This window comes from Streptomyces sp. NPDC002640, assembly GCF_053592575.1.
Genome location: NZ_JBSFVZ010000004.1, coordinates 1 through 26,815, shown reverse-complemented (window position 1 = coordinate 26,815; position 26,815 = coordinate 1). Strand labels below are relative to the sequence as shown.

Annotated in this window: 21 protein-coding genes; 15 read left to right on the top strand and 6 right to left on the bottom strand. The window is 71.5% G+C overall.

The features are described from left to right. Positions 1 to 20: 20 nt before the first annotated feature. Entirely contained in the window at positions 21 to 1,313 is a 1,293-nt protein-coding gene (mycP, locus tag ACWD3O_RS06755) for a type VII secretion-associated serine protease mycosin (RefSeq protein ID WP_451415063.1), read from the top strand. Here the strand turns inward: mycP and ACWD3O_RS06750 are convergent. The 3 genes from ACWD3O_RS06750 to ACWD3O_RS06740 all read right to left on the bottom strand — a co-directional run bounded on the left by ACWD3O_RS06750 (position 1,285) and on the right by ACWD3O_RS06740 (position 4,235). After that, complete coding sequence (locus ACWD3O_RS06750) at positions 1,285 to 1,614, bottom strand: hypothetical protein (RefSeq protein ID WP_451415062.1); 330 nt, start codon at positions 1,612 to 1,614, stop codon at positions 1,285 to 1,287. The two genes, mycP and ACWD3O_RS06750, sit on opposite strands and share 29 nt — an antisense overlap. Positions 1,615 to 1,830: 216 nt before the next feature. Continuing rightward, positions 1,831 to 3,876, bottom strand: coding sequence for a hypothetical protein (locus ACWD3O_RS06745; RefSeq protein WP_451415061.1), 2,046 nt, complete (start codon positions 3,874 to 3,876; stop codon positions 1,831 to 1,833). Positions 3,877 to 3,914: 38 nt separating this feature from the next. Beyond that, positions 3,915 to 4,235 carry a hypothetical protein gene (locus ACWD3O_RS06740; RefSeq protein WP_451415060.1) on the bottom strand — a complete coding sequence of 107 codons (321 nt, stop codon included), beginning with the start codon at positions 4,233 to 4,235 and terminating at the stop codon, positions 3,915 to 3,917. A 524-nt stretch (positions 4,236 to 4,759) separates the two neighbouring features. Here ACWD3O_RS06740 and ACWD3O_RS06735 point away from each other — a divergent pair. From ACWD3O_RS06735 to ACWD3O_RS06715, 5 genes are all read left to right on the top strand, one after another. After that, positions 4,760 to 5,206 (top strand): hypothetical protein, encoded by a 447-nt coding sequence (locus ACWD3O_RS06735; protein WP_451415059.1) that lies wholly within the window; start codon positions 4,760 to 4,762, stop codon positions 5,204 to 5,206. Next, positions 5,206 to 7,053 carry a hypothetical protein gene (locus ACWD3O_RS06730; protein ID WP_451415058.1) on the top strand — a complete coding sequence of 616 codons (1,848 nt, stop codon included), beginning with the start codon at positions 5,206 to 5,208 and terminating at the stop codon, positions 7,051 to 7,053. Before ACWD3O_RS06735 ends, ACWD3O_RS06730 begins: the two co-directional genes overlap by 1 nt. Positions 7,054 to 7,075: 22 nt before the next feature. After that, a complete protein-coding gene (locus ACWD3O_RS06725; RefSeq protein WP_451415057.1) occupies positions 7,076 to 8,404 on the top strand; it encodes a S8 family serine peptidase in 1,329 nt (442 codons plus the stop codon). Between the two features lie 81 nt (positions 8,405 to 8,485). Then, positions 8,486 to 8,824 (top strand): WXG100 family type VII secretion target, encoded by a 339-nt coding sequence (locus ACWD3O_RS06720; protein ID WP_451412004.1) that lies wholly within the window; start codon positions 8,486 to 8,488, stop codon positions 8,822 to 8,824. Positions 8,825 to 8,901: 77 nt separating this feature from the next. Beyond that, the gene (locus ACWD3O_RS06715; RefSeq protein ID WP_451412003.1) at positions 8,902 to 9,198 is read left to right on the top strand and encodes a WXG100 family type VII secretion target; all 297 of its coding nucleotides are present in this window, start codon (positions 8,902 to 8,904) and stop codon (positions 9,196 to 9,198) included. Positions 9,199 to 9,452: 254 nt separating this feature from the next. On the opposite strand, the gene eccCa is transcribed toward ACWD3O_RS06715, so the two are convergent. Beyond that, entirely contained in the window at positions 9,453 to 13,427 is a 3,975-nt protein-coding gene (gene eccCa, locus ACWD3O_RS06710; RefSeq protein WP_451412002.1) for a type VII secretion protein EccCa, read from the bottom strand. Positions 13,428 to 13,783: 356 nt separating this feature from the next. Here eccCa and eccD point away from each other — a divergent pair, with 356 nt between their 5' ends. Beyond that, entirely contained in the window at positions 13,784 to 15,283 is a 1,500-nt protein-coding gene (gene eccD / locus ACWD3O_RS06705) for a type VII secretion integral membrane protein EccD (RefSeq protein ID WP_451415056.1), read from the top strand. A gap of 89 nt (positions 15,284 to 15,372) precedes the next feature. On the opposite strand, the gene ACWD3O_RS06700 is transcribed toward eccD, so the two are convergent. Then, the gene (locus ACWD3O_RS06700) at positions 15,373 to 15,648 is read right to left on the bottom strand and encodes a DUF397 domain-containing protein (RefSeq protein WP_451412000.1); all 276 of its coding nucleotides are present in this window, start codon (positions 15,646 to 15,648) and stop codon (positions 15,373 to 15,375) included. Positions 15,649 to 15,931: 283 nt separating this feature from the next. Here ACWD3O_RS06700 and rpsO point away from each other — a divergent pair, with 283 nt between their 5' ends. The 5 genes from rpsO to ACWD3O_RS06675 all read left to right on the top strand — a co-directional run bounded on the left by rpsO (position 15,932) and on the right by ACWD3O_RS06675 (position 21,420). Further along, entirely contained in the window at positions 15,932 to 16,222 is a 291-nt protein-coding gene (gene rpsO, locus ACWD3O_RS06695; RefSeq protein ID WP_108954112.1) for a 30S ribosomal protein S15, read from the top strand. A gap of 363 nt (positions 16,223 to 16,585) precedes the next feature. Next, entirely contained in the window at positions 16,586 to 18,802 is a 2,217-nt protein-coding gene (locus ACWD3O_RS06690; protein WP_451411999.1) for a polyribonucleotide nucleotidyltransferase, read from the top strand. After that, a complete protein-coding gene (locus ACWD3O_RS06685) occupies positions 18,799 to 20,178 on the top strand; it encodes a M16 family metallopeptidase (RefSeq protein ID WP_451415055.1) in 1,380 nt (459 codons plus the stop codon). The genes ACWD3O_RS06690 and ACWD3O_RS06685 overlap by 4 nt, the downstream gene beginning before the upstream one ends. Before the next feature lie 44 nt (positions 20,179 to 20,222). Beyond that, positions 20,223 to 20,975, top strand: coding sequence for a 4-hydroxy-tetrahydrodipicolinate reductase (gene dapB / locus ACWD3O_RS06680; protein WP_451415054.1), 753 nt, complete (start codon positions 20,223 to 20,225; stop codon positions 20,973 to 20,975). Positions 20,976 to 20,982: 7 nt separating this feature from the next. After that, positions 20,983 to 21,420 carry a hypothetical protein gene (locus tag ACWD3O_RS06675; protein WP_451415053.1) on the top strand — a complete coding sequence of 146 codons (438 nt, stop codon included), beginning with the start codon at positions 20,983 to 20,985 and terminating at the stop codon, positions 21,418 to 21,420. Between the two features lie 618 nt (positions 21,421 to 22,038). Here the strand turns inward: ACWD3O_RS06675 and ACWD3O_RS06670 are convergent. Next, on the bottom strand, positions 22,039 to 22,632 hold the full coding sequence (locus ACWD3O_RS06670; RefSeq protein ID WP_451415052.1) for a hypothetical protein: 594 nt from the start codon (positions 22,630 to 22,632) through the stop codon (positions 22,039 to 22,041). A gap of 236 nt (positions 22,633 to 22,868) precedes the next feature. Here ACWD3O_RS06670 and thyX point away from each other — a divergent pair, with 236 nt between their 5' ends. The 3 genes from thyX (at position 22,869) to ACWD3O_RS06655 (ending at position 26,527) form a co-directional block, all read left to right on the top strand. Beyond that, positions 22,869 to 23,609, top strand: coding sequence for an FAD-dependent thymidylate synthase (gene thyX / locus ACWD3O_RS06665; RefSeq protein ID WP_451411994.1), 741 nt, complete (start codon positions 22,869 to 22,871; stop codon positions 23,607 to 23,609). 202 nt (positions 23,610 to 23,811) lie between these two features. Further along, positions 23,812 to 24,711: a 4-hydroxy-tetrahydrodipicolinate synthase gene (gene dapA, locus ACWD3O_RS06660; protein WP_451415051.1), complete on the top strand. Its 900-nt coding sequence runs from the start codon at positions 23,812 to 23,814 to the stop codon at positions 24,709 to 24,711. Between the two features lie 130 nt (positions 24,712 to 24,841). Continuing rightward, positions 24,842 to 26,527, top strand: coding sequence for a ribonuclease J (locus ACWD3O_RS06655; protein ID WP_356139398.1), 1,686 nt, complete (start codon positions 24,842 to 24,844; stop codon positions 26,525 to 26,527). Positions 26,528 to 26,815 lie beyond the last annotated feature (288 nt).

The following is a 26,815-nucleotide window of genomic DNA, read 5'->3' as shown; positions in this document are numbered from 1 at the left end:
AGGAAGGAAAGGGAGGGGCAGTGACCCCCAGGCGCAGGCCGGCCGTGACCCGGCGCGGGCCGGCCGCGATCCGGCGCAGGCTGGCCGTGACGCTGGCCGCGGCGGCGATCACGCTCCCGGTCGGCCTGACCGTGACCGCCACCCCGGCCGTCGCGGACGACGTCACCGGCCAGTGCACGTTCCCCGCCGAGAACTACTCCGGGCGCCCCTGGTCGCTGCAGCGGGTGCTCCTCGACGAACTGTGGGAGCAGTCCACCGGCAAGGGCGTCCGGGTCGCGGTGATCGACACCGGCGTCGACATCAAGCACCCCCAGCTCCGCGACGCCGTCGACGCGAGCAGCGGCGCGAACTTCCTGCCCGCCAAGGCGGACGGCAAGCCCCTGGACCGCGGCAGCGCCAAGGGCACCGACGACCAGGTCGGCCACGGCACCAAGGTGGCCGGCATCATCGCCGCCCGCCGCTCCGACGAGACGGGCTTCGCCGGACTCGCCCCCGCGGCGACGATCATCCCGATCAAGCACAACGACGCCCAGGGCCACGGCAAGGTCGACGAGATGGTGAAGGCCATCGACCACGCCCGCCAGGCGGGCGCCGAGGTCATCAACATCTCCCAGGACACCGGTTCCCCCGTCGACTCCACGCCGCAGCTCAAGGCGGCCGTCGAACGCGCGCTCCAGGCGGACATCGTGGTGGTCGCCTCCGCGGGCAACGAGGGGATGGGCGGCGCCAGCAAGAACTCCTACCCCGCCGCCTACGAGGGCGTCCTGGCGGTCGCCTCCTCCGACCGCAACGGCGAGCGCGCCCCGTTCTCCCAGTCCGGCGACTTCGTGGACGTCGCGGCGCCGGGCGTGGACATGGTCTCCACGGTCCCCGGCGGGGGCCACTGCGCCGACAACGGCACCAGTTTCTCCGCGCCGTACGTGGCCGGCGTGGCCGCGCTGCTGCGGGCCAAGCACCCCGACTGGACGCAGGAGGAGGTCGTCGCGCAGATCCAGGCGACGGCGGAGCGGACGGTCGCGGGGCACGACCGGCTCGTCGGGTGGGGCGTCGTCGACCCGGTGCGGGCGCTCACCGAGGACGACCGGCCCACCCGCTCCCCGGAACCCGACGGCGGCCTCGCCGGCGCGGAGCCGCCGTCGCCGGCGCCGATCGCCCTCGGCGAGGCCCCCGACGAACGCGACGCCCGCCTCGGCACCTACGTCGCCCTCGCCGCCGCCGCCACGACCGCCGCCCTCACCGGCACCGCCATCGCCCTCCGCGACGCCCGCCGCCGCCGGCGGGGGATCACCGCGGCAGACAGTTCAGCGACTTGACGGTGGCGGGCATGTAGGCCCGCATGAACCGCTCCACGTCGCGTTCGCGACCGGGTTTCATGGGGCCTTCGGCCATCTTCAGGGCCAGGGTGAAGTTGTCGGCACCACCGGCGTCGCGGCAGCTTTTGCTGGCGATTGCACCGTTGTTCGCGAGCACTGCCTGATCTCCGATGCCTCGCACCGGACGGGGCTCGAAGAGGCCGATTGTAGGGCCGTTCCTGGCCAGCGCCATCAGGTCGGGTTTTCCGCCTCCGGCCGAGAACCACAGCTGGAACACTTCTTTACGCTCCACGAAGATCACGCACCAAGCATCCGAGCCGGGCTTCCTGAAGCCTGGGGTGGTCCATTCGCGTACGGCGCCTCCACCGGTCAGCAGGGGAGCCGAGAGACTGGGGTTGATCGGTGTTCCGCAAAGCGACTCAGGGAGCGCGTCTGTGCTCCTCCCCGCGCCGCAAGCAGTGAGAAGCATTGTCGTCGCAATGCTGCAGACAGTGGTCAACAAGCGGGTGCCCATGAGTTATCGCGGTGCTCCCGTGATGCCTCGACCGTGATCCATGCCGCCGACGGCCGCCATCTGAACCTCGTTTCTCAGTGCGTCATTCGGTGCGCCACCTCCAGATCCGTGGAGCTGCCACCAGGTGTCGGTCAGCGCGCGCAGTTGTGCTCCTCGCGCGCGATAGTCGAACTCGCGTCCTTCACGAAGGTTCTCCTCGTAGCGAGTCCTCTCCCCTTGCATCCAGCTTTCCGTTGCTGCGTCGATTCCGTACTGCACTTCCGAGCCGACCAGCGGAACACGCCCGGCCACGCTGCTGGTGACCGCCAGCCACTCGGGTGGCTCGGGCGGCCTCGATCCCAGCTGGAGGGACTGCGCCCGGACCTCCTCCATGAAGCCGACCGTGCGAGCCGCCTGGATCAGCGAGTCCTGCGGGTGCTCGGGCCCGGACCGGTGGATGGCGTCCACCATGGGCGTGTTCAGCCCCATGTTGAGCGTGGCGTACCCCTGCGGGTCCCTGGAGACCTGCTTCGCCACCTCGAAGAGGTCCGTCTGCGTGATCGGCCCCGCCGCGTCGTCGAACCCGCTCGCCACCTCGACGACCGTCGCCCCATGGTTGGCCATCACCCGCCCCATCGGCTCCCGCAGCGCCGGCGGAAGGGCGTTCTCACGGGTGGCCAGGTGCTCGACGGCGTGCTGGAAGACCTTCTCGTTCGCCTCCGAATGGCGGACGAACCCACCCGTCGTGTCCCGCGGGTCGATCCCCGTGGCGGCGGCCTCCAACGCCGCGCCGAACCCGACACACATGTCCGTGTCGACCCGCTGCTGGTCGGGGTCGGCGACCGGTGCCCCGGACGCCTCGGCCACCAGCGTGTACCAGTCCCGCTCCGCGGCGAGGTACTTCATCCGCTCCTCGTCCTGCAGATACGCCGCCGCGCCCTCAGGGTCCCGGCTCATCAGCCCCAGCACCCCGTCCACCGGGTCGTTGGCGAACCAGCCGTCCTCGCCGGCGATCGGGCCCACCATGTCCCACAGGTGCGGATCCTTCCGCTCGGCCGCGATCAGGTCGTCCCCCAGATCGGCGAGGTACCGGGAACCGAACTCCCCGCCCTGGCCCATCAGCGTCACCAGCGACTGGTAGCCACGCTCCGCGGCCATGTGGTCCGCCGCGAACTGCGAGCCGTACTCGCGGACGCCCGCCTCCCGCATCTCGGCCCGCCACCCCTCGTACCACGGCGACCCCGTATCCCGCGTCGCCGACGCCAACGTCCGCGACAACCCCGACGCGATGTCCGCCATCCCCCGGGCCTGCTCGCCGCCGACCGTGTGGACCAGGTCGTTCGCCCGGCTGCTGATCGTGAGCAACCCCTCCGCCCCCACCCCGCTCAGGAACATCCGGCTGAAGTCCGCGTCGTGCTGGTTGTCCCGGAACAGCCGGCGCAACTCGTCCACCTCCGCGGCGCTCAGCGTCGCCCCGTCGGCCATCCGTTTCGCCAGTGCACTCCCGGCCCGCGCCTCGTACTCCTCGACGTCGTGCAGCGCCTCCGCGTTGAATCCCCCGGCCGTGCCGTCGTCACGGCGTCCGTCCCGCGTCGCGGCCCGCAGCGCGAGGGCGACCCCGGCGTCGGCGTCGTCGACCGCCCGCACCGCGGCGTCGATCCGCCGCTGCCACTCCTCGGCCGACCCGCAGGTCTCCCCGGGCGCGGGCGGCCGCGCCCGGCTGTCCACCGTGACGACGCCCCGCCCGGAGATCCGCAGCCCCGCCGCCACCGCCTCCGCCCGCACCGCCTCGAGCCGCTTGCGGAGGTCGGCGAACTGCGCGTACGCGTCCAGCAGCAACGAGCAGACCGCCATGGCCTCCTTCCGCGCCGCCCGGTACTCCTCCAGCGTCACGTCGAACGCGGACCCCGCCGCCTCGGCCGCGACCCCCGTCCAGCTCCCCGGCTGTCCGGCACCCGCCGCGACGGCGTGCACCTCGCTCAGGTAGTCGCCCTCCTGAGTAGCGAACTCACCCGCCATATCCCGCCATTGTTCGGCGGCGTCCATCAGCACGGAAAGCTCCGCGTTCATGATCTCGTGGTACGTCGGCACCGCTGTCCGCCCCTTTCCTAGAACGAGTCCAGCGGCGAGGGCCGGCGCAGCCCTTGCTCGACCGCGAGGTCCGTGCCGGTGTAGAGGCGTGCCGACCCGCCGAGGGCGGTCCGCTCCGCACCCAGCCGGTGCATCAACGCGTCGACCTGGCCGTTCCACGCCTCCTGGGCCTCGCGCAGTGCCTTGCCGCTGACCCAGCCGTCCCCGTCCTCGGCGGCGAGCGCCTTCGCCGCTCGCCCAGTGGCCGTCTCGGCGGCCCGGCCGGCCTTGCGGGTACCCGGCTCCAGCCGCAGCTCCAGCGCCCGGGCCGCCGCTCTCTTCCGGACCGGGTACGACACGAGGTCCGGCTGTGCTCCGGGCCCGGGTCCCACCGCGCCTCCCACCGGCAAGGGTCCGGTTCCGGTCGACTCCTCCAGCGACACCGCTGCGTCCCTCCGTCAACTCGTGTGCACTTCGCGTGATCAATCGGTGACGGAAGGTAGCAGTGGGAGTGGGTGGTGCGCGCACGCGCCCGGGCCGCGGGCCCGCTGCGCGACGGCCTCATCCCTGTGAACCCGGCCCCTTCTTGATCAACGCGCTGAGCTGGAGCTTCACCCGCAGGTGTTGCGGGCCACGTGGCCGTGCGGCCCCGGAGCCCCGGGCCTCCGGTGCGCTCTCGAGGCGTGTGGTGTAGACGTAGAGACCCCACTGCCGGTGGAGGCGCCTGACGCGTCCACAGTGCTCGCAAGCTGTATCAAGGCCGTTGCACAAGGCAGTTGGGAGTGTCACGGGAAGTGACTACAGTGGTCTTGTTGCGACATGAACGCTTCACGGGTCGGGCCAGGACCACTGAAGCGGGCGACGACAACGGGGAGATGACACGATGGCGCTGCCACTGGACGACGGGGCGGGCGTGGGTGTGCCGCGTACCGCCGACCTCAGGCGAGGCGTTGAAGCGCTCAGCTCGTTCAAGAAGCGTGTCGACGCGGTGCTCGCCGACCTGAACGGGTCGCCTGCCAACGCGCAGCAGGTGGCCAGCCTCACCCTGACGCGCGACGCGCTGGCCGGCGGCGGAGCCTTCGGCGAGGCGGTCGGCCTCTATTCCCAGTACGCCCGGGCCCACGAGCGCGTGAGCTCCCTGTCGCGGACGCTCGGCCTGCAGATAGAGGCCCTCCAGATCGCCGTGCACGGTGCGGACGTCGGCTTCGACAACCTCGAGGAAGAGACGCGGCGGCGGTTCTACGAGATCAAGACTGAACTCGACATCGAAGCGCGCCGCGAGCAGGAGCTCACGCGCAACACGAAGCGTCAGTACGAGGGCGGTTTCTAATGGGGAGCAACGACGACAAGAACTACGACGCGCTGATCTCGGACGAGCTCGAGCAGGTCCAGCAGAACGCCGATGTCATCAACATCGTCAACGCGATCGAGCAGGCCTTCGACGGTTTCCTGCCCGGTGGCGGCACCCGCTTCCTCGGCCGCACCAGCTTCGAGGGTCACCGCCTCAACGACATGATCGACATGGTGGAGCCCACCAAGCCGGAGCAGGTCGAAGAGGTCGGCACGTCGCTGCTGAAGGCGGGAGAGGCGATCACCGCGGCCGCGCAGTTGCTCGGTGGCGACATCGACGCCGTCGACTGGGAGGGCGATTCCGGGGACGCCTTCCGTACCTGGAGCAAGAACCTCGTCAGCAAGGCGGAGGCGCTTGCCACCTACTCGAAGGCGGTCGGTGAGCAGATCACCCTGGCCGGCTCCGGCCTCGCGTCGGTCCGCAAGTCGATGCCGCCGCGTGACACGCGGGACGACCCCAAGTCCGTCTCCGACATCCCCCCGGCCAAGCGGGTGGAGAGCAACGAGGAGTACGCCGCCGCGCTGAAGGCCGAGCAGGACCGGCAGGAGGCGATCAATCAGATGATCCGCCTCTCCTCCTTCTACGCAGTGTCCGAGGAGTCCCTCGCGGCGCAGGAGCCTCCGACGTTCGAGCCGATGCCGAATGTGGATGTCCCACCGCCGACCAACGCGGGTGGGTACAGGGACGACCCGACGGGCGGTGGCTACGCGGGGCCCGGCAACAGCCCCACCATCGCGCCGCGAACCACTCAGACCGAGGTGGACGCGGTGGCCGGGCGTGTCGACGGAACTGCGGTCGGGACTGCTCCTGCGGTGCTTCCTGGTTCCAACGGGTCCATGCAGATCGACAGCGTGGCCACGGCGCCGCCGCCCCAGGAGACCACTCGGCCGGTGACGGCGGCTCCCTCGCCCACCACAGGTCCCGCGGCAACGGGTACGCCTGTTCCGCCCGTCATGACCAACATCGGCGGCCGACCCGCCGGCGGCACGACCGGCGGCGTCAACGCGCGACAGATCCCGGTCACCGCGCAGGGCCAGGTCCCGCGGGGCACCACGAGCGGCACCAGCCCCGTCGGTCAGGCGGGCGGGCGCGGCCCGATGGGTCCGATGGGGCCGACGGGCCAGCAGGTGTCCGCGACCGGTCGCACGGGCGCGACGGGTGCCGCCGGTGCCAGGAGCCCCATGGGCCCCATGGGGCCGACGGGCCAGCCGACGACCACCGGTCGCGCAGCCGGAGCTGGTGCTCGAGGGGTCACAGGTCCGATGGGACCGACGGGCCAGCCCACGGCCTCCGGACGCACCGGTACAGGTGCGCGCGGCTCTGTCGGGCCGATGGGGTCGATGGGGCAGGGCCAGGCGGCCTCCGGACGACAGGCCGGTGGGCGTGGTGCCGGTCCCGTGATCGGCGGCATGCCCGCGTCGCGCGGCACGAGTGCCGGCGGTAACGCGTCGGGACGTCAGGGGATTCGCCCCGTGCAGAGCGGTGCCACGGCGGCCGGGGGAGTGGTCGGTGGGCGTCCTGCCGCCACCACGCCCAATGGACCGAACGGCACCCGCGTACCGCGCGGCACCGTGATCGGCGGTGACGCCGGGGTGGTGCGTGGGGCGGGCGAGCAGCCCGGACGCAGGGGCGTCGTCGGCGTCACCGGGGCCTCGGCCCTGGGGGCGACCGGCGCGGACCGGCCGACCGGACAGCAGGGGCAGAGCCCCAAGGCGCCCCCTGGCGGAGTGGTCGGAGCACCGAGGCCGACAGGCTCCAGGCGAAGCCGCGACAAGAAGCGTTACAACGACGGCGAGCGGCGTGAGACGCCGCCCACCAACGGCTGACAGAACGAGGACAGGCAAGGACATGGTGTCGGTCATCAGTAGACCCGGTGGGCGGACGGCCACGGGCATCGCACGCAGGACGCGCGGGCGGCTGTCCGCTGCCGGAGCGACGCTGGGCGCGCTTGCCATGATCTCCGTGGGCATGGTTCCGTCCGCCTCGGCGGCGGAGGCTCCGGACGCGTGGCACCTCAAGGCCATGCAGGCCGAGCAGATGTGGAAGGTCAGCACAGGCGAGGGCGTGACGGTCGCCGTCATCGACTCGGGTGTCAACGCCGACACACCGGCTCTCAAGGGGCAGGTCGTCGAGGGCGGTGTCCCCGCGGACGTGGCCTACAAGGCGACTGTCGACTACGACGCACACGGCACGACCATGGCGGAGACCATCGCCGGTACGGGGGCCGGCGGCGGAATCAAGGGGCTGGCGCCAGACGCGAAGATTCTCCCGATTCGCATCGCCCTGAAGTCGCTCAAGGACAAGGCTGACGCGAAGAAGGCCCCGACCATCGCCGAAGCGATCAGGGCGGCCGCTGACAGTGATGCCCAGATCATCAACATGTCCTTCGGTGGTGACTACATCATCGACGAAGAGGCGGAGGCCGTCGCCTACGCCTACTCGAAGGGCAAGCTGCTGTTCGCCGGTGTCGGCAATGACGCCGAGCGTGGTGGCTTCAGCGGGAAGTACATCGGCTACCCGGCCGGTTACCCGTACGTCGTGGGGGTCGGGGCGGCAGACAAGACCGGTACAGCCGGCGATTTCTCAGAGCACGGCGTCCACGTGGACATTGCCGCGCCCGGCCTGGAGCTCCCCGGCTGGTGCGATGCCTCCTTCCGCGCCTACTGCGTCGAGCAGGGGACCAGCAGTGCCACCGCCGTGACCTCCGCGGCGGCGGCCCTGATCTGGTCGGCTCACCCCGACTGGACCAACAACCAGGTACTGAACGCCCTGCTTGAGACCGCAGGCCGTGACTGGCCCCGGGAAGAGCCGAGTACCTACCTGGGGTACGGGCTGATCCGCCCCCGCCTGGTACTGGCCGAGTCGGGCTTCGATCCCGGCGCCCCCGACGTCGACCCACTGCTGAAGGAACACGAAGCCGCCTTCCACAGTGGATCCAGGTTCAAGCCCACCCCCGAGCCCACCCCCACCACCCCGGCCGGAGCCTCCGGCGAGGCCGAGGCCGAGGCCCCGGCGGACTCCGGCAAGCCTGCCCCCGGTGGGGAGGGCGAGACCGCCGCCGCGGCCGAGGCCGGCGACGGCAGCAGCCTCGTGTGGCCGATCGCCGGTGCGATCGCCGCCGTGGTGGTGATCGGCGGCGTCACCGTCGTCGTCATGCGGAAGCGACGCTCCGCCTGATCCGCGCGGCCGTGAGCCGCACCGGAGCCAACCGACCAACCGACCGGCACATCACGACCGTTGACGAAGGGATCACAGGTCATGTCAGATGGACAGCTTCTCCGGGACAGCGAGGTCATCGCCCTCGAGAAGAACATCGTCGACCGCTTCGAGTCGATCAAGGGTCAGATGACCCGACTGCAGGGCACCATCGACCAGCTCGAGGGCCACTGGCGCGGTATCGGCGCCAACGCCTTCAACCGCAAGCAGGTCGAGATCAACGAGCACATGCGCGACATCGGCCAGCTGCTCGTCAAGTTCCTCGAGAACGTCAACATGACCCGCAAGGACAAGGACAACCTCGAGGACGACGTGCGGGCCACGATCGACTCGATCGACGTGCAGTACGGCGGCAAGACCTCCGCGATCAGCGGTTACTGAGCCGACCCGGCGCCGACTCGCGGGTCGGCACCGCAACCACCTGACGAGGACGAGCAGAGACGAGGAACACCATGTCCATGAGCCAGGACGAGCTTGCCGTCAAGTACGGCGGTCTCGACGCGCTGACCACCGAGCTGGGCAACCAGGCGAAGAAGCTGGACACCGACCTCCAGGCCCTGAAGTCCGCGATCGCGCAGGCCGCGACGGGCTGGGAGGGCGAGGCCGCCACCGCGTTCCAGCAGGTGATGGTGGAGTGGGACAAGCACGCCAACGCCATCCACACCGCGCTGATGCAGATCGGTCAGAAGGTCAGCCAGGCCGGCGGTGACTACCGCGGCGGCGACCTGAAGGCGGCCAGCTACTTCCAGGGCTGACAACCTCAGGCACACGCACCGGAACCGGGGCGGGACGCGCACGGAGGGCGCCCCGCCCCGGTTCCTTTTGCCCTCACCGCCCCGCCCCGCCCTGACCGCCGAACTCCTACCGCCCTGACCGCCAAACTCCGACCGCCTCGCCCCGCCCTGACCGCCCTGACCGCCAAGCTCGACCGCTCCGTCCGCCCCGACCGCCCCGCCCCGACCGCGCCAACCGCGGCGCGGTCGCGCTCAGGGCCTGGCCGGACCGCAGGTCACCCCCAGTGCCCCTCCGGCACGAGCCCCGTCTGCACCAGCGGCTTCCCCCGCTTGCGGGAGACGAAGACGCCCCGTCCCGCCGGCATCGGCCGCGGCCGGACCCCGCCGAGCAGGTCGCCCTCGCCCGGGTCGCCGGCCAGGACCACGCCCTGGGCGCCCAGTTCCTTGATGCGCTGCACGAACGCCTCGTAACCGGCCCGCCCGGCGCCCGCGCTGGAGCGGGCGATGATGAACCGCACGCCCACGTCCCGCGCGAACGGCAGGAGTTCGGTCAGACCGGCCAGCGGGTTGCCCTGCGAGGTCGACACCAGGTCGTAGTCGTCCACCACCACGTACACGGTGGGCCCGCTCCACCAGCTGCGGTCCCGCAGCTGCTGCGCGGTGACGTCGGCGGTGGGGGAGCGGCGCCGCATCAGGTCCGCCAGCGCCGCCATGTGGTGCTCCATGGTGTTGGACATGGGGATGTACTCGGCCAGGTGCGAGTCCGGCGTGACGTCCAGCAGCGAGCGCCGGTTGTCGACCACGAACAGCTTGCACTCGTCGCCCGGGTACCGCAGCGTGAGCTGCCGGATCAGCAGCCGCAGCAGGTTGGACTTGCCGGACTCGCTCTCCCCGAAGATCAGGAAGAACGGGTCCTGGTCGAAGTCGACGAACACCGGCTCCAGGTTGTTCTCGTCCAGCGCGAACGCCACGCCGCGCTCCGGGAACCGGTCGCCGCCCGGCAGCTGCTCCAGCGGCAGACGGCGCGGCAGCAGCCGCACCTGGGGCGCCCCCGGCGCCGTCCAGTGCCGGGAGACCTCCGCGGCCAGCGCCGCCGTCGCGTCCGCCAGGTCGGAGTCCGAGGTCAGGCCGTCGATGCGCGGCACCGCCGCCATGAAGTGCAGCTTCTGCGGCGACTGGCCGCGCCCCGGCACGCCGGCCGGCACGTTCGCCGCCACCTTCCGGTCGAACTCGGAGTCCATCGGGTCGCCGAGCCGCAGCTCCAGCCGGTTCATCAGCTGGTCCTTCAGGTTCGAGCGGACCTCCATCGACCGCGAGGCGGTGATGACCAGGTGGATGCCGTAGCCGAGACCGCGCGCCGCGATCTCCAGCACCAGCGGCTCCAGCGCCTCGTACTCGCCCTTGAAGTTGCCCCAGCCGTCGATGATCAGGAAGACGTCGCCCCACGGCTGGTCCGTCACCGGGATGACCCCGCGCGCCCGCCGCGCCCGGAACTCCGCGATCGACGGGATGCCCGCCGACCGGAAGTACTCCTCGCGCCGGTTCAGCACGCCGTACACCTCGGCGACCGTGCGCCGCACCCGCTCCGGGTCCAGGCGGGAGGCCACACCACCCACGTGCGGCAGCCCGTCGAGCGCCGCCATGCCGCCGCCGCCGAAGTCCAGCCCGTAGAACTGCACCTCGTGCGGGGTGTGGGTGAGCGCGAACGCCGACACCAGGCTCCGCAGCAGCGTCGACTTGCCGGACTGCGGACCGCCCAGGATCTGCATGTGGCCGGCCGCGCCCGAGAAGTCCACCCACAGCGGGTCGCGCCGCTGCTCGAACGGCTTGTCCACGATGCCCACCGGCACCACCAGACGCCCCGCGCCCTCGTACCCCGGCTGGGTGAGGCCGCGGCCCTCCACGGCCGTCAGACCCGGCAGCAGGCCGTCCAGCGACGGCGGGCTGTCCAGCGGCGGCAGCCACACCTGGTGCGCCGCCGGCCCCTGCGCCTCCAGCCGCTTGACGATCACGTCCAGCACCGTGTCCGCCAGCGCGTCGTCGGTCCCCGGGACCGCCGACTCCTCACGCTGCCGCGGCACCGCCGCGTAGCGCACCGGCACCTCCGCGGCGGTGAACAGCACCGGCCGCCGGTCCACCGGCAGCGGCCCGCCCGCCAGCGCCGCCTGCTGCGCGCCCGAACGGTAGACACCGGACACGTAGGCGGCCTTGAACCGGACCATCTCGTCGGTGCCGAACTTCAGGAAGCCGGAACCCGGCACGTTCGGCAGTTCGTAGGCGTCCGGCACGCCCAGCGCCGCCCGGGACTCCGCCGCCGAGAAGGTCCGCAGACCGATCCGGTACGACAGGTACGTCTCCAGGCCGCGCAGCCGGCCCTCCTCCAGGCGCTGCGAGGCCAGCAGCAGGTGCACGCCCAGCGACCGGCCGATACGGCCGATCTGCACGAACATCTCGATGAAGTCCGGCTTGGCGGTGAGCAGTTCGCTGAACTCGTCGATGACCAGCACCAGCGAGGGAATCGGCTGCAGCGCGGCACCGGCCGCGCGCGCCTTCTCGTAGTCGTGGATGTTCGCGTAGTTGCCCGCGTCCCGGAGCATCTCCTGGCGGCGGTTGAGCTCACCGCGGATGGAGTCGCCCATGCGGTCGACCAGCGTCAGGTCGTCCGCCAGGTTGGTGATCACCGCGGCCACGTGCGGCATCCGCGCCATGCCCGCGAAGGTCGCGCCGCCCTTGAAGTCGGCGAGCACGAAGTTCAGCGTCTCCGAGGAGTGGGTGACCGCCAGGCCCAGCACCAGGGTGCGCAGCAGCTCCGACTTGCCGGAACCGGTCGCGCCCACGCACAGGCCGTGCGGGCCCATGCCCTCCTGCGCGGCCTCCTTGAGGTCCAGCATCACCGGACGGCCGTCCTCGCCGACACCGATCGGCACCCGCAGCCGCTCCGCCAGCGCCCGCGGCCGCCAGGTCCGCTTGGGATCCACCGAGGCGGCGTCGCCCAGGTTCAGCAGGTCGGTGAACTCCAGGTTGGCCAGCAGCGGTTCGTCGTCGTCCCCGCCGGAAGCCATCCGCAGCGGCGCCAGCTGCCGCGCCAGCGCCTCGGCCGACGCGTACGACATGGCGTCCGGCGTCCCCTCGTACACCGCGCCGTGCGCCGACTCCAGCCGCAGCGAGGACGGCCGCACCGACATCGCCAGGTCGCCGGGGGCGCCCACCTGGTCACCGGGCACCACCTCGATCACGGTGACGCCCTGCAGCCCCTCCGGGTTCGCCAGCACCGAGTCCTGCGGCAGCGACACCCCGTCCAGGACCAGGACCAGGTGCGGCGTGTCCGGCAGCGGCGCCGCCGCCGGGTGGAACCGGGGCCTGCCCGTCAGGCGCGCGGCCAGCAGGTCCTCCAGCGCCCGCGGGTCCTCGGAGATCAGCCGGCGGCTGCCCGCGCCGTCCGGGCTGCCCGGCGCCTGCGCGTGCGGCAGCCACTTGGCCCACTCCCACCGTTCCGCCGCGCCCCGGCCCGCGGCGACCGCCACGACCAGGTCCTCGGGGGAGTGCAGCGAGGCCAGCGAGCCGGTCATCGCCCGCACCAGCGCCCGCGCCGACTCCGCCTCGCCGCTCACCGTCACCCGGTAGAACGCCCGCAGGGACACCGCCATCGGCAGGTCCTCCAGCGTGGAGTGCACCGCCACGAACCGCTGCATCGCCCCCGCGGTCAACGGCTCCAGCTGGTCCACCGGCCCCGTCTGCGGCGCGATCAGCGGCGACGCCAGCTGCTGCGGACCCAGACCGATCCGCACCTGCGCGAAGTCCTCGTCACCGGGCCGCCGTTCCCACACCCGGCTGCCCTCGGCGACCAGCGCCCACAGCTGCTCGGGCGAGGGGTGCAGGTAGTACTGCGCGTCCCGCTGCGCCGTCGCGGTGTCCACCGCCCGCTGCCGGACCTGCGTCAGGTACCCCAGGTAGTCACGCCGCAGATCGGCCAACTGCCCCTGGTTGCCGCGCCGGAAGCGCACCACCATCGCCACCGACATGGCGATGGTCGAGGCGATCATCACCATGCCCATGATGCGCATGAACGGCCGGTCGCTCATGAAGAAGAAGACCACCGAACCGCCCATGCCGAGCGTCGGGAGCAGCTGCATCAGCACGCTCTCCTGCGGCCCGCGCGGCAGTTCCGGCGGCGGCTGCAGCACGATCTCTTCCGTGGGCACCTCGGACGGCAGCGCCCGCGGCGGACGCTTCACGACGATGTGGCTCACTGGTCACCAATCCCCTTGCCGGGCTCCGCCATTGTCCAGGGCTCCCCGTGGTCCGGGTATGCGGGCCGCGGCGTGATCCTACTGAGTCCACCCGGGGGCGGTGAGCGGTATGGTGCCGGATGTTCGCCCCGACCGGACGGCCAGGGCCGCCCGTCGATGCGGACACACGTGAACGAGCCCGGACAACACGGACGTTCGGCCGCGACGGAACGCACCACCGGCGCCCGGCACCCACCGGATCGCCGCGGTTCCGTCACACGCCCACGTCTCACGCGCACGTCACAAGCACCCGTCACCAGCGGTCTTCCCGAGTCCCAGCACCGTGACCGCACACCACCACCGAGGGGGAGCAGAAGGTGAGCACCACGGCCTCCGCGCCGGCCACCGGACAGGCCGGCCCCGGACCGGCGGGCCCGTCCGGAACGGGCGCCGGCTCCGGACTCGGCTTCTGCCGGGTCACCATCGTCGCGCCCGACAGCCGCATCGACGTGGCGCTGCCCGACGACATCCCGGTCGCCGACCTCCACCCGGAGATCCTCCGGCTGTCCCGGCAGAGCCCCGAGGAGGGCGCGCCCGTCGGCTACCACCTGGTCCGCCGGGACGGCACCGTCCTCGACAGCGCCCGCTCCTTCGCGGCCCAGCGCATCCTCGACGGCGAACTGCTCACGCTGCGGCCCTTCTCCGCCTCGCTGCCGCCCGCCGTCTTCGACGACGTCTCCGAGGCCGTCGCCTCGGCCGTCTCCCGCGACCGCACCCTCTGGAACGGCGACCTCACCCGCACCGGCGGCCTGATCGCCGGAGCGGTGCTGCCCGCGCTGCTCGCCTTCGTCGCCTGGACCTCCCACCCCGGTCACGACATGCACGGCCTGCCCGGCATCCTCGCGGCCGTCGCCGGCGTCGTCCTGGTCGTCCTGGCCTGCGTCCGCGCCCGCGTCTACGACGACCGCGCGGCCGCCCTAGCCCTGGGCCTGGGCGCGCTCCCCAACATGGGCGTGGCCGGCTCCGGCCTGCTGCCCCTCGCGGAGGGCACCGGCATCGGCAAGCTCCAGTTCCTCCTGGGCTGCGCCGCCGTCCTGCTCGCCGCCCTGGTGCTGATGCTCTGCTCCCCGCGCGGCGACGGCCCCTTCGTGGCCTGCGTGGTCGCCTCCGCCCTCGGCACGGCCACCGTCTTCATCGCCCTGCTGGCCCGCTGGAACGCCACCGAGACGGCCGCGCTCTGCGCCCCGCTGGCCGTCGGCGCCCTCGCCTTCCTCCCGGGGATGTCGCTGCGGTTCGCCCGCCTTCCCATCGGCTTCGACCCGCCGCGCACCGGCGCCTCCGCCGCCTACGGCCTCGAGACCGAGCCCCAGGACCCGGTCGACCTGCACCGCGTCGAGGAGCGCACCCGGCGCGGCCACGAACTCCTGGTCGGCCTGGTCGGCGGCTGCGCGCTGGTCGCCGCCGTCGCCTGCGCGGTCCTCGGCTTCTCCGACGGCCTGTGGGCCCGGCTCCTCGCCCTGGCCACCGGCATCGCGCTGCTGATGCGGGCCACCCTGTTCCGCTACACCGCGCAGGTGGGCCCGCTGCTCGCGGCCGGACTCGCCTCCCTGGTGCTGCTCGGCCTCGGCCTCGCGCTCAACCCGCCGGCCACCGCCGACCCCTCCGCGCTGGAACTGCGCACCGTCTGGCTGGTCGCCGCCATCGCCGTCACCACGGCGCTGATCACCGGCATCGGCCTGGTCGCCCCGCGCGGCGGCCCCACCCCGTTCTGGGGCCGCTTCCTGGAGATCGCCGAGTCCTTCGTCCTGCTCACCCTGGTCCCGCTGGCGCTCGCCGTCTTCGGCGTCTACGAGGCGGTCCGCGCCATGACCGGCTGACCGGCACCGGCCGCACGACAGCACGGCCGCACGACAGCACGGCGAGGGGGGTGCGGCGCCGCCGCACCCCCCTCGCCGTGCTCCTCCGCTCAGTTCTCCCCGGCCGGCTCCAGGTCGAACTCGCCGTCCCGCGCCCCCAGCACGAAGGCCCGCCACTCCGCCTCCGTGTACCGCAGCACCGTGTCCGGGTCCAGCGACGACCGCATCGCCACCGCCCCGCCCGGCAGCTGGGCGATCTCCACCCGCTCCTCGTGCTGCTCCGTGCCCGGCGCGGAGCGCCACTCCACCCCGGAGATGTCCAGCGCGTACAACTCGTCCCGCTCCCGCTCCTTGCGGGCCTTCACGTCTTCCTCTGTCTCCGCCATGCGAAGCCCCTTCCGAACGGGCCCGAACCCGGGCCGGGTCGATCCGCGACGTACCCTAGTGCCCGTCCCACGGCCCCCGGCCGACTTCGCCGACCCGCGCGAAGGACCCCCCTGCGGGCCTGGTACTCTGGGCGACGGCCGTTTGTGTACGCGCCACCGGACCCGCCCGAGGCGGTCTGGAGGACGCGCCCAGCGGATCCCCGCCTCCCGAGTAACGGAAGCTCCCCCGAGACACAGACCGGGGGCACTCGGTGGCCTTTTGTGGACATCTCAAGGAGTACGCGTGTCGCTCGACGCCGCTACGAAGAAGCAGATCATCACCGAGTTCGGCACCAAGGAAGGTGACACCGGCTCCCCCGAGGTCCAGGTCGCGCTCCTGACCCGCCGCATCTCCGACCTGACGGAGCACCTCAAGAGCCACAAGCACGACCACCACTCCCGTCGTGGTCTGCTGATCCTGGTCGGCCAGCGTCGCCGCCTGCTGCAGTACCTGGCCAAGAAGGACATCCAGCGCTTCCGCGCCCTGGTCGACCGCCTCGGCATCCGCCGTGGTGCGGCCGGCGGCGCCAAGTAAGACGCCGTGAAGGGAGCGGTTCCCGTCGAGGGGGCCGCTCCCTTTGCCGTACGCACGGAAACGTGCGAGGTGTCGGCCACACTTTGTAGTGTGGTAGCACGACGTACGACACACGACACAGTGTGATCGGAGGGCCCGCACGGGGTACCCCGTAACACTGGTCGCACCATGAACCGTCCCCATGGACGGTTCACCCGAACGAGGGGAAGCGCACCTCGCCGCCGCCGGTCCTCGGTAGTGGCCCCCGGGGAGACAGCCCCGGGTGCTTCGATCGAAGACCGGCCCGCAAGGTACGGCGCGCTTCTCCGCCGAGTCCCCCTGCCACACGGGCAGCCAGGGACGAAGACGAGGAGAAGAACACTGGTGGAGAACGAGACCCACTACGCCGAGGCCGTCATCGACAACGGTTCCTTCGGCACCCGCACCATCCGCTTCGAGACGGGCCGCCTGGCCCGTCAGGCCGCCGGCTCCGCCGTGGCCTACCTGGACGACGACACCATGGTGCTGTCGGCCACCACCGCCTCCAAGAACCCCAAGGACCAGCTCGACTTCTTCCCCCTCACGGTGGACGTCGAGGAGCGGATGTACGCCGCCGGCAAGATCCCCGGCTCGTTCTTCCGCCGTGAGGGCCGTCCCTCCGAGGACGCCATCCTCACCTGCCGCCTGATCGACCGCCCGCTGCGCCCCTCCTTCAAGAAGGGCCTGCGCAACGAGATCCAGGTCGTCGCCACGATCATGGCGCTCAACCCCGACCACCTGTACGACGTCGTGGCCATCAACGCCGCCTCCGCGTCCACGCAGCTGGCCGGCCTGCCCTTCTCCGGCCCGATCGGCGGCGTCCGCGTCGCGCTGATCAACGGCCAGTGGGTCGCCTTCCCGACGCACACCGAGCTCGAGGACGCCGTCTTCGACATGGTGGTCGCGGGCCGCGTCCTGGAGGACGGCGACGTCGCGATCATGATGGTCGAGGCCGAGGCCACCGAGAAGACGATCAAGCTCGTCGAGGGCGGCGCCGAGGCGCCGACCGAGGAGGTCGTCGCCGCCGGTCTGGACGCCGCGAAGCCCTTCATCAAGGTGCTCTGCAAGGCCCAGTCGGACCTCGCCGCCAAGGCCGCCAAGCCGACCGGCGAGTTCCCGGTCTTCCTGGACTACCAGGACGACGTCTTCCAGGCGCTCTCCTCCGCCGTCCGCCCCGAGCTGACCCAGGCGCTCACCATCGCCGGCAAGCAGGAGCGCGAGGCCGAGCTGGACCGCGTCAAGGGCCTCGCCGCCGAGAAGCTCCTCCCGGAGTTCGAGGGCCGCGAGAAGGAGATCTCCGCCGCGTACCGCTCGCTCACCAAGCAGCTGGTCCGCGAGCGCGTGATCAAGGAGAAGAAGCGCATCGACGGCCGCGGTGTCACCGACATCCGCACCCTGGCCGCCGAGGTCGAGGCCATCCCGCGCGTCCACGGCTCCGCCCTGTTCGAGCGTGGCGAGACCCAGATCCTGGGCGTCACCACCCTCAACATGCTCCGCATGGAGCAGCAGCTGGACACCCTCTCCCCGGTGACCCGCAAGCGCTACATGCACAACTACAACTTCCCGCCGTACTCCGTCGGCGAGACGGGCCGCGTCGGCTCCCCCAAGCGCCGTGAGATCGGCCATGGCGCCCTCGCCGAGCGCGCCATCGTGCCGGTGCTGCCGACGCGCGAGGAGTTCCCCTACGCGATCCGTCAGGTCTCCGAAGCCCTCGGCTCCAACGGCTCGACGTCCATGGGCTCCGTCTGCGCCTCCACCATGTCGCTGCTGAACGCCGGTGTGCCGCTCAAGGCCCCCGTCGCCGGCATCGCCATGGGCCTGATCTCCCAGGAGATCAACGGCGAGACGCACTACGTCGCCCTCACCGACATCCTCGGTGCGGAGGACGCCTTCGGCGACATGGACTTCAAGGTCGCCGGCACCAAGGAGTTCGTGACCGCCCTCCAGCTCGACACCAAGCTGGACGGCATCCCGGCCTCCGTCCTCGCCGCGGCCCTCAAGCAGGCCCGCGACGCCCGTCTCCACATCCTCGACGTGATGATGGAGGCCATCGACCGGCCCGACGAGATGTCCCCGAACGCCCCGCGGATCATCACCGTCAAGATCCCGGTGGACAAGATCGGTGAGGTCATCGGCCCCAAGGGCAAGATGATCAACCAGATCCAGGAGGACACCGGCGCCGAGATCACCATCGAGGACGACGGCACCATCTACATCGGTGCCTCCGACGGCCCGGCCGCCGAGGCCGCGCGCGCCACGATCAACAGCATCGCCAACCCGACGATGCCCGAGGTCGGCGAGCGCTACCTGGGCACGGTCGTCAAGACCACGACCTTCGGCGCCTTCGTCTCCCTGATGCCCGGCAAGGACGGTCTGCTGCACATCTCGCAGATCCGCAAGCTGGCCGGCGGCAAGCGCGTGGAGAACGTCGAGGACGTCCTCGGTGTGGGCCAGAAGGTCCAGGTCGAGATCGCCGAGATCGACTCCCGCGGCAAGCTCTCCCTCGTTCCCGTGATCGAGGGCGAGGAGCAGGACGACGCGAAGGACGACAACGAGAAGTGACCTCTCGTAGCTCCACGGCGACGGCCCGCACCGGTTCCCCGGTGCGGGCCGTCGCCCGTACCCAAACCCTGATCAAGGGCCAGAACGGCGGCGGCACCGTCCGCCGCACCACCCTCCCCGGCGGCCTGAGGATCGTCACCGAGACCCTGCCGTCCGTGCGCTCGGCGACCTTCGGCATCTGGGCCAACGTCGGCTCCCGGGACGAGACCCCGGCGCTGGGCGGCGCCACCCACTACCTGGAGCACCTGCTCTTCAAGGGCACCTCCCGGCGCAGCGCGCTCGACATCTCGGCCGCGATCGACGCGGTCGGCGGCGAGATGAACGCGTTCACCGCCAAGGAGTACACCTGCTACTACGCCCGCGTGCTGGACACCGACCTCCCGCTCGCGATCGACGTGGTCTGCGACATGCTCACCGGCTCGCTGATCCGCCAGGAGGACGTCGACGTCGAGCGCGGCGCGATCCTCGAGGAGATCGCGATGACCGAGGACGACCCGGGCGACTGCGTGCACGACCTGTTCGCGCACACCATGCTCGGCGACACCCCCCTCGGCCGCCCCGTCCTCGGCACGGTGGACACCGTCAACGCGCTGAACGCCGACCGGATACGGCGCTTCTACAAGAAGCACTACGACCCGACCCGCCTGGTCGTCGCCGCGGCCGGCAACCTGGACCACGGCAAGGTGGTCCGCCAGGTCCGCGCCGCCTTCGAGAAGGCCGGCCTGCTCACCGACCCCGAGGCGGTCCCGGTCGGCCCCCGCTCCGGCAGCCGCACCCTGCGCACCGCCGGCAAGGTCGACCTGATCTCGCGCAAGACCGAGCAGGCCCACGTCATCCTCGGCATGCCCGGCATCGCCCGCACCGACGACCGCCGCTGGTCGCTGGCCGTCCTCAACGCCGCCCTCGGCGGCGGGATGTCCTCCCGGCTCTTCCAGGAGGTCCGGGAGAAGCGCGGCCTCGCCTACAGCGTGTACTCGTACACCTCCAGCTTCGCCGACTGCGGCCTCTTCGGCGTCTACGCCGGCTGCCGGCCCAGCCAGCTGCACGACGTGCTGAAGATCTGCCGCGACGAGCTCGACCGGGCCGCCGCGGAGGGACTTCCGGACGAGGAGATCGCCCGCGCGGTCGGCCAGCTCAAGGGATCCACGGTCCTCGGCCTGGAGGACACCGGCGCGCTGATGAACCGCATCGGCAAGAGCGAGCTGTGCTGGGGCGACCAGATGTCCGTCGACGACGTCCTGGCGAGCATCGACGCGGTCACCCCCGATGATGTGCGGGAGGTCGCCCGGGACATCCTGGGCCGCCGTCCGTCCCTCTCGGTCATCGGCCCGCTCAAGGACAAGCAGGCGTCCCGCCTGCACGAGGCCGTGGCCTGAGCCGACCGGACCCCGCGGGGCCCGCGAAAGGAAGCAAGAGCGACATGAGCAAGCTGCGTGTGGCGGTCCTCGGCGCCAAGGGGCGCATCGGCTCCGAGGCCGTCAAGGCGGTCGAGGCCGCCGAGGACATGGAGCTGGTGGCCGCCCTCGGCCGCCACGACAGCCTGGACGCCCTGACGTCCGCCGGCGCCCAGGCGGTGGTCGAACTGACCACCCCCGACTCGGTCATGACCAACCTCGAATACTGCGTCGCCCAGGGCATCCACGCCGTCGTCGGCACCACCGGCTGGAACGACGAGCGGCTGGCGACCCTCGGCGGATGGCTCGAGGCCTCGCCCGCCACCGGCGTGCTGATCGCGCCGAACTTCTCCATCGGCGCCGTCCTCACCATGAAGTTCGCGCAGATCGCCGCGCCCTACTTCGAGTCGGTGGAGGTCGTCGAGCTGCACCACCCGAACAAGGTGGACGCCCCGAGCGGCACCGCCCGGCGCACCGCCGAGCTGATCGCCGAGGCCCGCCGCGCTGCCGGCAGCGCGCCCATGCCCGACGCCACCGCCACGGCGCTGGACGGGGCCCGCGGCGCCGACGTCGACGGCGTCCCGGTGCACGCGGTCCGCCTGCGCGGTCTGCTGGCCCACCAGGAGGTCCTGCTCGGCGGCGAGGGCGAGACCCTCACGGTGCGCCACGACTCCCTGCACCACAGCAGCTTCATGCCGGGCATCCTGCTCGGCGTGCGCCGCGTGGTGGACACCCCGGGCCTGACCCACGGGCTCGAGCACTTCCTGGACCTGGGCTGACGACGAGATGCGCGCGAAGATCACCTATGCCGTCACGGCGCTGGCCCTGATCGCCTACTTCGTCCTGGCCGGCAGCCGCGGCGTCATGCTCATCCAGGTCGGCACCCCGCTGACCGTCGCCCTGGGCGCCGCCGTGCTGGTGCTGCCCGTGGTGGGCCTCTGGTTCCTGTGGAAGAACACCCAGTTCGCCCGCCGCGCGGGGGTCCTGGCCGCCGAACTCGAGGCCGAGGGCGGACTCCCGGTCGACGACCTCGCGCGCACGCCCAGCGGGCGCATCGACCGCGACTCCGCCGACGCCGTCTTCGCCCGCCGCAAGGCGGAGACGGAGGCCGCCCCGGACGACTGGCGCACCTGGTTCCGGCTCGCCGTGGCCTACCACGACGCCCGCGACACGACGCGGGCCCGCAAGGCGATGCAGCGGGCCATCCAACTCCACGACGCCTGACCGCCCGCCCACGGCCCCGCCGCCCCTCCCCGGGACGACGGGGCCGCGCCGCCCGCCGCGCGGGGCAGCGACGCCCCGCCCGCCCCTTGCGGGGCACCGCCGGCGCTGTACGGCTCTGTGCAGGGCAGCGACGACCCGACGACTCTCGCAGGGCGGGTGCGACGACGCCGCACGGCTCTCTGCATCGCACGGCTCGGATCCGTACGGCTCCACCGGGGCGGCGGCGCCCCCACACGCGTCTCGCCGGGCAGGGTCGACGCCGTACGGCTCTTGCAGGGGGAGCGGCGACCCGACGGCTTTCGCAGGGCGGGTACGACGAAGACGTACGGCCTCTCCAGGACAGCGGCAATTCCGCACGGCGGCGGCACCCCCGCACGGGTCTCGCAGGGCAACGGTCGGCTCCGTACGGCTCTACCGGGGCGGTGGCGACCCCGACGGCATTACAGGGCGGCGGCGCCCCCGCACGGCTCTAGCCGTGCAGACTCGGCTTCGTGCGGCTCAGCAAGGCGCGGCGCCCCCGCACGGCTGCAGCAGCGCGGCGGCGCCCTCGCACGGCTCTAGCAGCGCGGCGGCGCCCCCGCACGGCTCCCCAGGCGCGGCAGTGCCCGTCGTACGGGCCTAGTCGGCAGTCCTACGCGCGGCGACCACCCGGTACTCGTCCGCCCACGCCTCGACCGTGTCGGACGCCCGGTCGAACGCGGCCGGCCGCCCCAGGAAGTCGGCGCCGTGCGTGCCGAGCAGCACCACCGGCCCGTCCGCCGGCGCTCCGGCGTTCCGCCCGCTCCGGGCCTCCAGCACCAGCCCCTGACCCTGCACGGTGCGCGGCAGACCCATCCAGCGGACCGGCTGCTGCACCACCCGGAGCGTCCCGACCCGCGCCCACGGCGTGGTCCGCGTCGTGAGCAACCCGACGTGCCGCAGCCCCGCCGAACTCACCCAGACGCCGATCCGCAGACCCCGCAGCGCCCCGGCGATCATCAGCACCGCGAGCCCGAACCAGATCCAGGCCGCCGTCACCGACGTGGTCGCGGCGATGATCATGGCGGCGACCAGCACGAACGAGGCGAGCAGCAGCACCAGCGCGGCGAGGCCGACACGCCACGGGCCCGGCCGGTAGGGCCGCCGCCACCGCTGACGGTCGTGATGCGGCAGGACCACGTCCTCCGTCTCCCCGTCGAACGCGCGGTCGGCCGTCAGAAAGGGCAGGGGCACGGCGGGTCCTCACTCGATCCACGATCCATACACACGAACGATGTCCGGTGAGGCTATCGAGCCGTGTCCGGGCCCACCACCCAGGGGCCGCCCGATCGGCCGGGCGGGCCGGAACCGAAAGCCGCGGACGGGGTCAGATCGCCGCATGCCGTTCGTCGTAGAGTGAACGACTGCCTGCCGAAGGCCGCCCCGCAGGGCCGAAACCACCCCCGACCTCGCCGAAGGAATGCCGCACCGTGACCGACACCCCTCCCGACGACCTCACGCCCAGCTTCCGGAGCGACGTCACCGTCGAGCTGGTCAAGCACACCGCCTCGGACGCCGACGTGCTCTTCGCCGCCCGCGTCTCCACCCTGGGCGAGCAGTCCTTGGAGGAGCTGGAGAAGGAGCCCGGACGCTCCAAGGGGCTGATCAACTACCTGATGCGCGACCGCCACGGCAGCCCCTTCGAGCACAACTCGATGACCTTCTTCGTCAGCGCCCCGATCTTCGTGATGCGCGAGTTCATGCGCCACCGCGTCGGCTGGAGCTACAACGAGGAGAGCGGGCGCTACCGGCAGCTGGAACCGGTCTTCTACGTCCCCGGCACCGACCGCAAGCTGGTCCAGCAGGGCCGCCCCGGCAAGTACGAGTTCGTCGAGGGCACCCCCGAGCAGCAGGAGACCGTCACCCGCACCATGACGGAGACCTACCAGGAGGCCTACCGCGCCTACCTGGAGATGCTCTCGGCCGGCGTCGCCCGCGAGGTGGCCCGCGCGGTCCTGCCCGTCGGCCTGTTCTCGTCCATGTACGCCACCTGCAACGCCCGCTCGCTGATGCACTTCCTCGGCCTGCGAACCAAGCACGAACTCGCCCGGGTGCCCTCCTTCCCGCAGCGCGAGATCGAGATGGTGGCGGAGCAGATGGAGCAGGAGTGGGCCAAGCTCATGCCGCTCACCTACGAGGCATTCAACGGCAACGGCCGCGTCGCCCCCTGACCCGGACGGCCTTCGCACGGACGCGTACGCTTCCTCCGCCCGAAGTGTCCGGATTGCAGGACTTCGCGAAGTTAATCTAGCCTGACGATACGGGCCCGGCACTGCTTGAACCCCCGAGCAGGCAGTGCCGGGATCCCGTTCGTCCGCAATGTCCGACCCCCGAGGGCGCACCAGGCCCGGTGCAGCGAGTAGCGTGTTAGGCATGGCACCGACCTCCACTCCGCAGACCCCCTTCGGGAGGGTCCTCACCGCCATGGTGACTCCGTTCACGGCGGACGGCGCGCTCGACCTCGAGGGCGCCCAGCGGCTTGCCACCCATCTCGTGGACGCCGGCAACGACGGTCTGATCGTCAACGGCACCACCGGTGAGTCGCCCACCACCAGCGACGCGGAGAAAGCGGCCCTCCTGCGGGCCGTCCTGGAGGCCGTCGGCGACCGGGCGCACATCGTCGCCGGTGTCGGCACCAACGACACCCACCACAGCATCGAGCTCGCCCGCACCGCCGAGGAGCTCGGCGCCCACGGCCTGCTCACCGTGACGCCGTACTACAACAAGCCCCCTCAGGAGGGCCTGTACCGGCATTTCACGGCGATCGCCGACGCCACCGGCGTGCCGGTGATGCTCTACGACATCCCGGGCCGCAGCGGCGTCCCGATCGCCACGGAGACCCTGGTCCGCCTCGCGCAGCACCCACGGATCGTCGCCAACAAGGACGCCAAGGGCGACCTGGGCGCCGCGAGCTGGGCGCTCTCCCGCTCAGGCCTGGCCTGGTACTCCGGCGACGACGTCCTGAACCTGCCGCTGCTGTCCATCGGCGCGGTCGGCTTCGTCTCGGTCGTCGGCCACCTGGTCGCCCCGGACCTGCGCGCGATGCTCGAGGCCCACCTGGGCGGCGACGTGCACAAGGCCGCCGAGATCCACCAGAAGCTGCTCCCCGTCTACACGGGCGTCTTCCGCACCCAGGGCGCGATGACCACCAAGGCCGCCCTGGCCCTGCAGGGACTGCCCGCCGGACCGCTGCGCGCACCCCTGGTCGAGCTGACTCCGGCGGAGCTCGAGCAGCTCAAGCTCGATCTCACCGCCGGCGGGGTACAGCTCTGAACACCGGACTTCACAACTGAATACGCAGGGCTGACAGCGCCTGCACCTTTCACACGACAACTGCTTCCGCACGAACGTCACGCGCGCCACGTGCCCCCGGGCACGTGGCGCGCGTGGTGAGGAGAGTCTTTTGAGTCATCCGCATCCTGAACTCGGCCCGCCGCCCAAGCTTCCCAAGGGCGGACTGCGGGTCACCCCGCTCGGCGGCCTCGGTGAGATCGGTCGGAACATGACCGTCTTCGAGTTCGACGGCCGCCTGCTGATCGTCGACTGCGGCGTGCTCTTCCCCGAGGAGGAGCAGCCCGGAATCGACCTGATCCTGCCGGACTTCTCGTCCATCCGGGACCGCCTCGGCGACATCGAGGGCATCGTCCTGACCCACGGCCACGAGGACCACATCGGCGCGGTGCCCTACCTGCTGCGCGAGCGGCCGGACATCCCGCTGATCGGCTCCAAGCTGACCCTCGCGCTGATCGAGGCCAAGCTCCAGGAGCACCGGATCCGCCCGTACTCGCTCGAGGTCGCGGAGGGCAACCGGGAGCGCCTGGGCCCCTTCGACTGCGAGTTCGTCGCGGTCAACCACTCCATCCCGGACGCCCTCGCGGTGGCCATCCGCACCCCAGCGGGCATGGTCGTCCACACCGGCGACTTCAAGATGGACCAGCTCCCGCTGGACGGCCGCCTCACCGACCTGCACGCGTTCGCGCGGCTGAGCGAGGAGGGCATCGACCTCCTGCTCAGCGACTCGACGAACGCCGAGGTCCCGGGCTTCGTCCCGCCCGAGCGCGACATCTCGAACGTGCTGCGGTCCGTCTTCGCCGGCGCCCGCAAGCGCGTCATCGTGGCGAGCTTCGCCAGCCACATCCACCGCGTCCAGCAGATCCTCGACGCCGCCCACGAGTACGGCCGCAGAGTCGCCTTCGTCGGCCGCTCGATGGTCCGCAACATGGGCATCGCCCGGGACCTCGGCTACCTGCGGGTGCCGCCGGGCCTGGTCGTGGACGTCAAGACGCTGGACGACCTGCCGGACCACGAGGTCGTCCTGGTCTGCACGGGTTCACAGGGCGAGCCGATGGCCGCGCTGTCCCGCATGGCCAACCGCGACCACCAGATCCGGATCGTCCCCGGCGACACCGTGATCCTGGCGTCCTCCCTGATCCCGGGCAACGAGAACTCGGTGTACCGGGTGATCAACGGCCTCACCCGCTGGGGTGCCAACGTCGTCCACAAGGGCAACGCCAAGGTCCACGTCTCGGGCCACGCCTCGGCCGGCGAGCTGCTGTACTTCTACAACATCTGCCGCCCCCGGAACCTGATGCCGGTGCACGGTGAGTGGCGCCACCTGCGCGCCAACGCCGAGCTGGGTGCCCTGACCGGCGTCCCGCACGACCGCATCGTGATCGCCGAGGACGGCGTGGTCGTCGACCTGGTCGACGGCAAGGCCAAGATCACCGGCAAGGTGCAGGCCGGCTACGTCTACGTCGACGGCCTCTCCGTCGGCGGGGTGGGCGAGCCCGCGCTCAAGGACCGGAAGATCCTCGGCGACGAGGGCATCATCTCCGTCTTCGTGGTGGTGGACTCCTCCACCGGCAAGATCAGCGCGGGCCCGCACATCCAGGCCCGCGGCTCCGGCATCGAGGACAAGGCCTTCGGCGACGTCCTGCCGAAGCTGGTCGAGGTGCTGGAGCGGCAGGCCCAGGAGGGCGTGGTCGAACCGCACCAGATGCAGCAGCTCATCCGCCGCACGCTGGGCAAGTGGGTGTCCGACACCTACCGCCGCCGGCCGATGATCCTGCCGGTCGTCGTCGACGTCTGATCGGCGACGCCAGGCAGTGCACCCGGAGGGGAGCGCCTCGATTTGCATACGGGCGCTCCCCTCCAGTACGTTTACGGCTCCGCCCAGGGGGGCACCCGCAACGCTTACGGCGTCCAGGGGTGCCGACCAGGAGGGCGGGAAAACCGACTCAGAACTTCTGATAAAGTCGGATCCGCCGGAAAGGAAAAGCGCTGCGAAAGTGGTGCTGGAACTGGAAAGCACCGAGGAAATCGGAACGGAAACGGTCTGATAGAGTCGGAAACGAAGGAAGCGCCCGGAGGAAAGCCC

Excerpts from the sequence above, each read along its gene's own strand:
- ACWD3O_RS06735 (WP_451415059.1), top strand. The coding sequence starts at position 4,760 with ATGGCGCTGCCACTGGACGACGGGGCGGGCGTGGGTGTGCCGCGTACC.
- ACWD3O_RS06715 (WP_451412003.1), top strand. The coding sequence starts at position 8,902 with ATGAGCCAGGACGAGCTTGCCGTCAAGTACGGCGGTCTCGACGCGCTG.
- ACWD3O_RS06720 (WP_451412004.1), top strand. The coding sequence starts at position 8,486 with ATGTCAGATGGACAGCTTCTCCGGGACAGCGAGGTCATCGCCCTCGAG.
- ACWD3O_RS06745 (WP_451415061.1), bottom strand. The coding sequence starts at position 3,876 with ATGAACGCGGAGCTTTCCGTGCTGATGGACGCCGCCGAACAATGGCGG.
- ACWD3O_RS06730 (WP_451415058.1), top strand. The coding sequence starts at position 5,206 with ATGGGGAGCAACGACGACAAGAACTACGACGCGCTGATCTCGGACGAG.
- ACWD3O_RS06700 (WP_451412000.1), bottom strand. The coding sequence starts at position 15,648 with ATGGCGGAGACAGAGGAAGACGTGAAGGCCCGCAAGGAGCGGGAGCGG.
- dapB (WP_451415054.1), top strand. The coding sequence starts at position 20,223 with ATGAGCAAGCTGCGTGTGGCGGTCCTCGGCGCCAAGGGGCGCATCGGC.
- ACWD3O_RS06675 (WP_451415053.1), top strand. The coding sequence starts at position 20,983 with ATGCGCGCGAAGATCACCTATGCCGTCACGGCGCTGGCCCTGATCGCC.
- dapA (WP_451415051.1), top strand. The coding sequence starts at position 23,812 with ATGGCACCGACCTCCACTCCGCAGACCCCCTTCGGGAGGGTCCTCACC.
- ACWD3O_RS06725 (WP_451415057.1), top strand. The coding sequence starts at position 7,076 with ATGGTGTCGGTCATCAGTAGACCCGGTGGGCGGACGGCCACGGGCATC.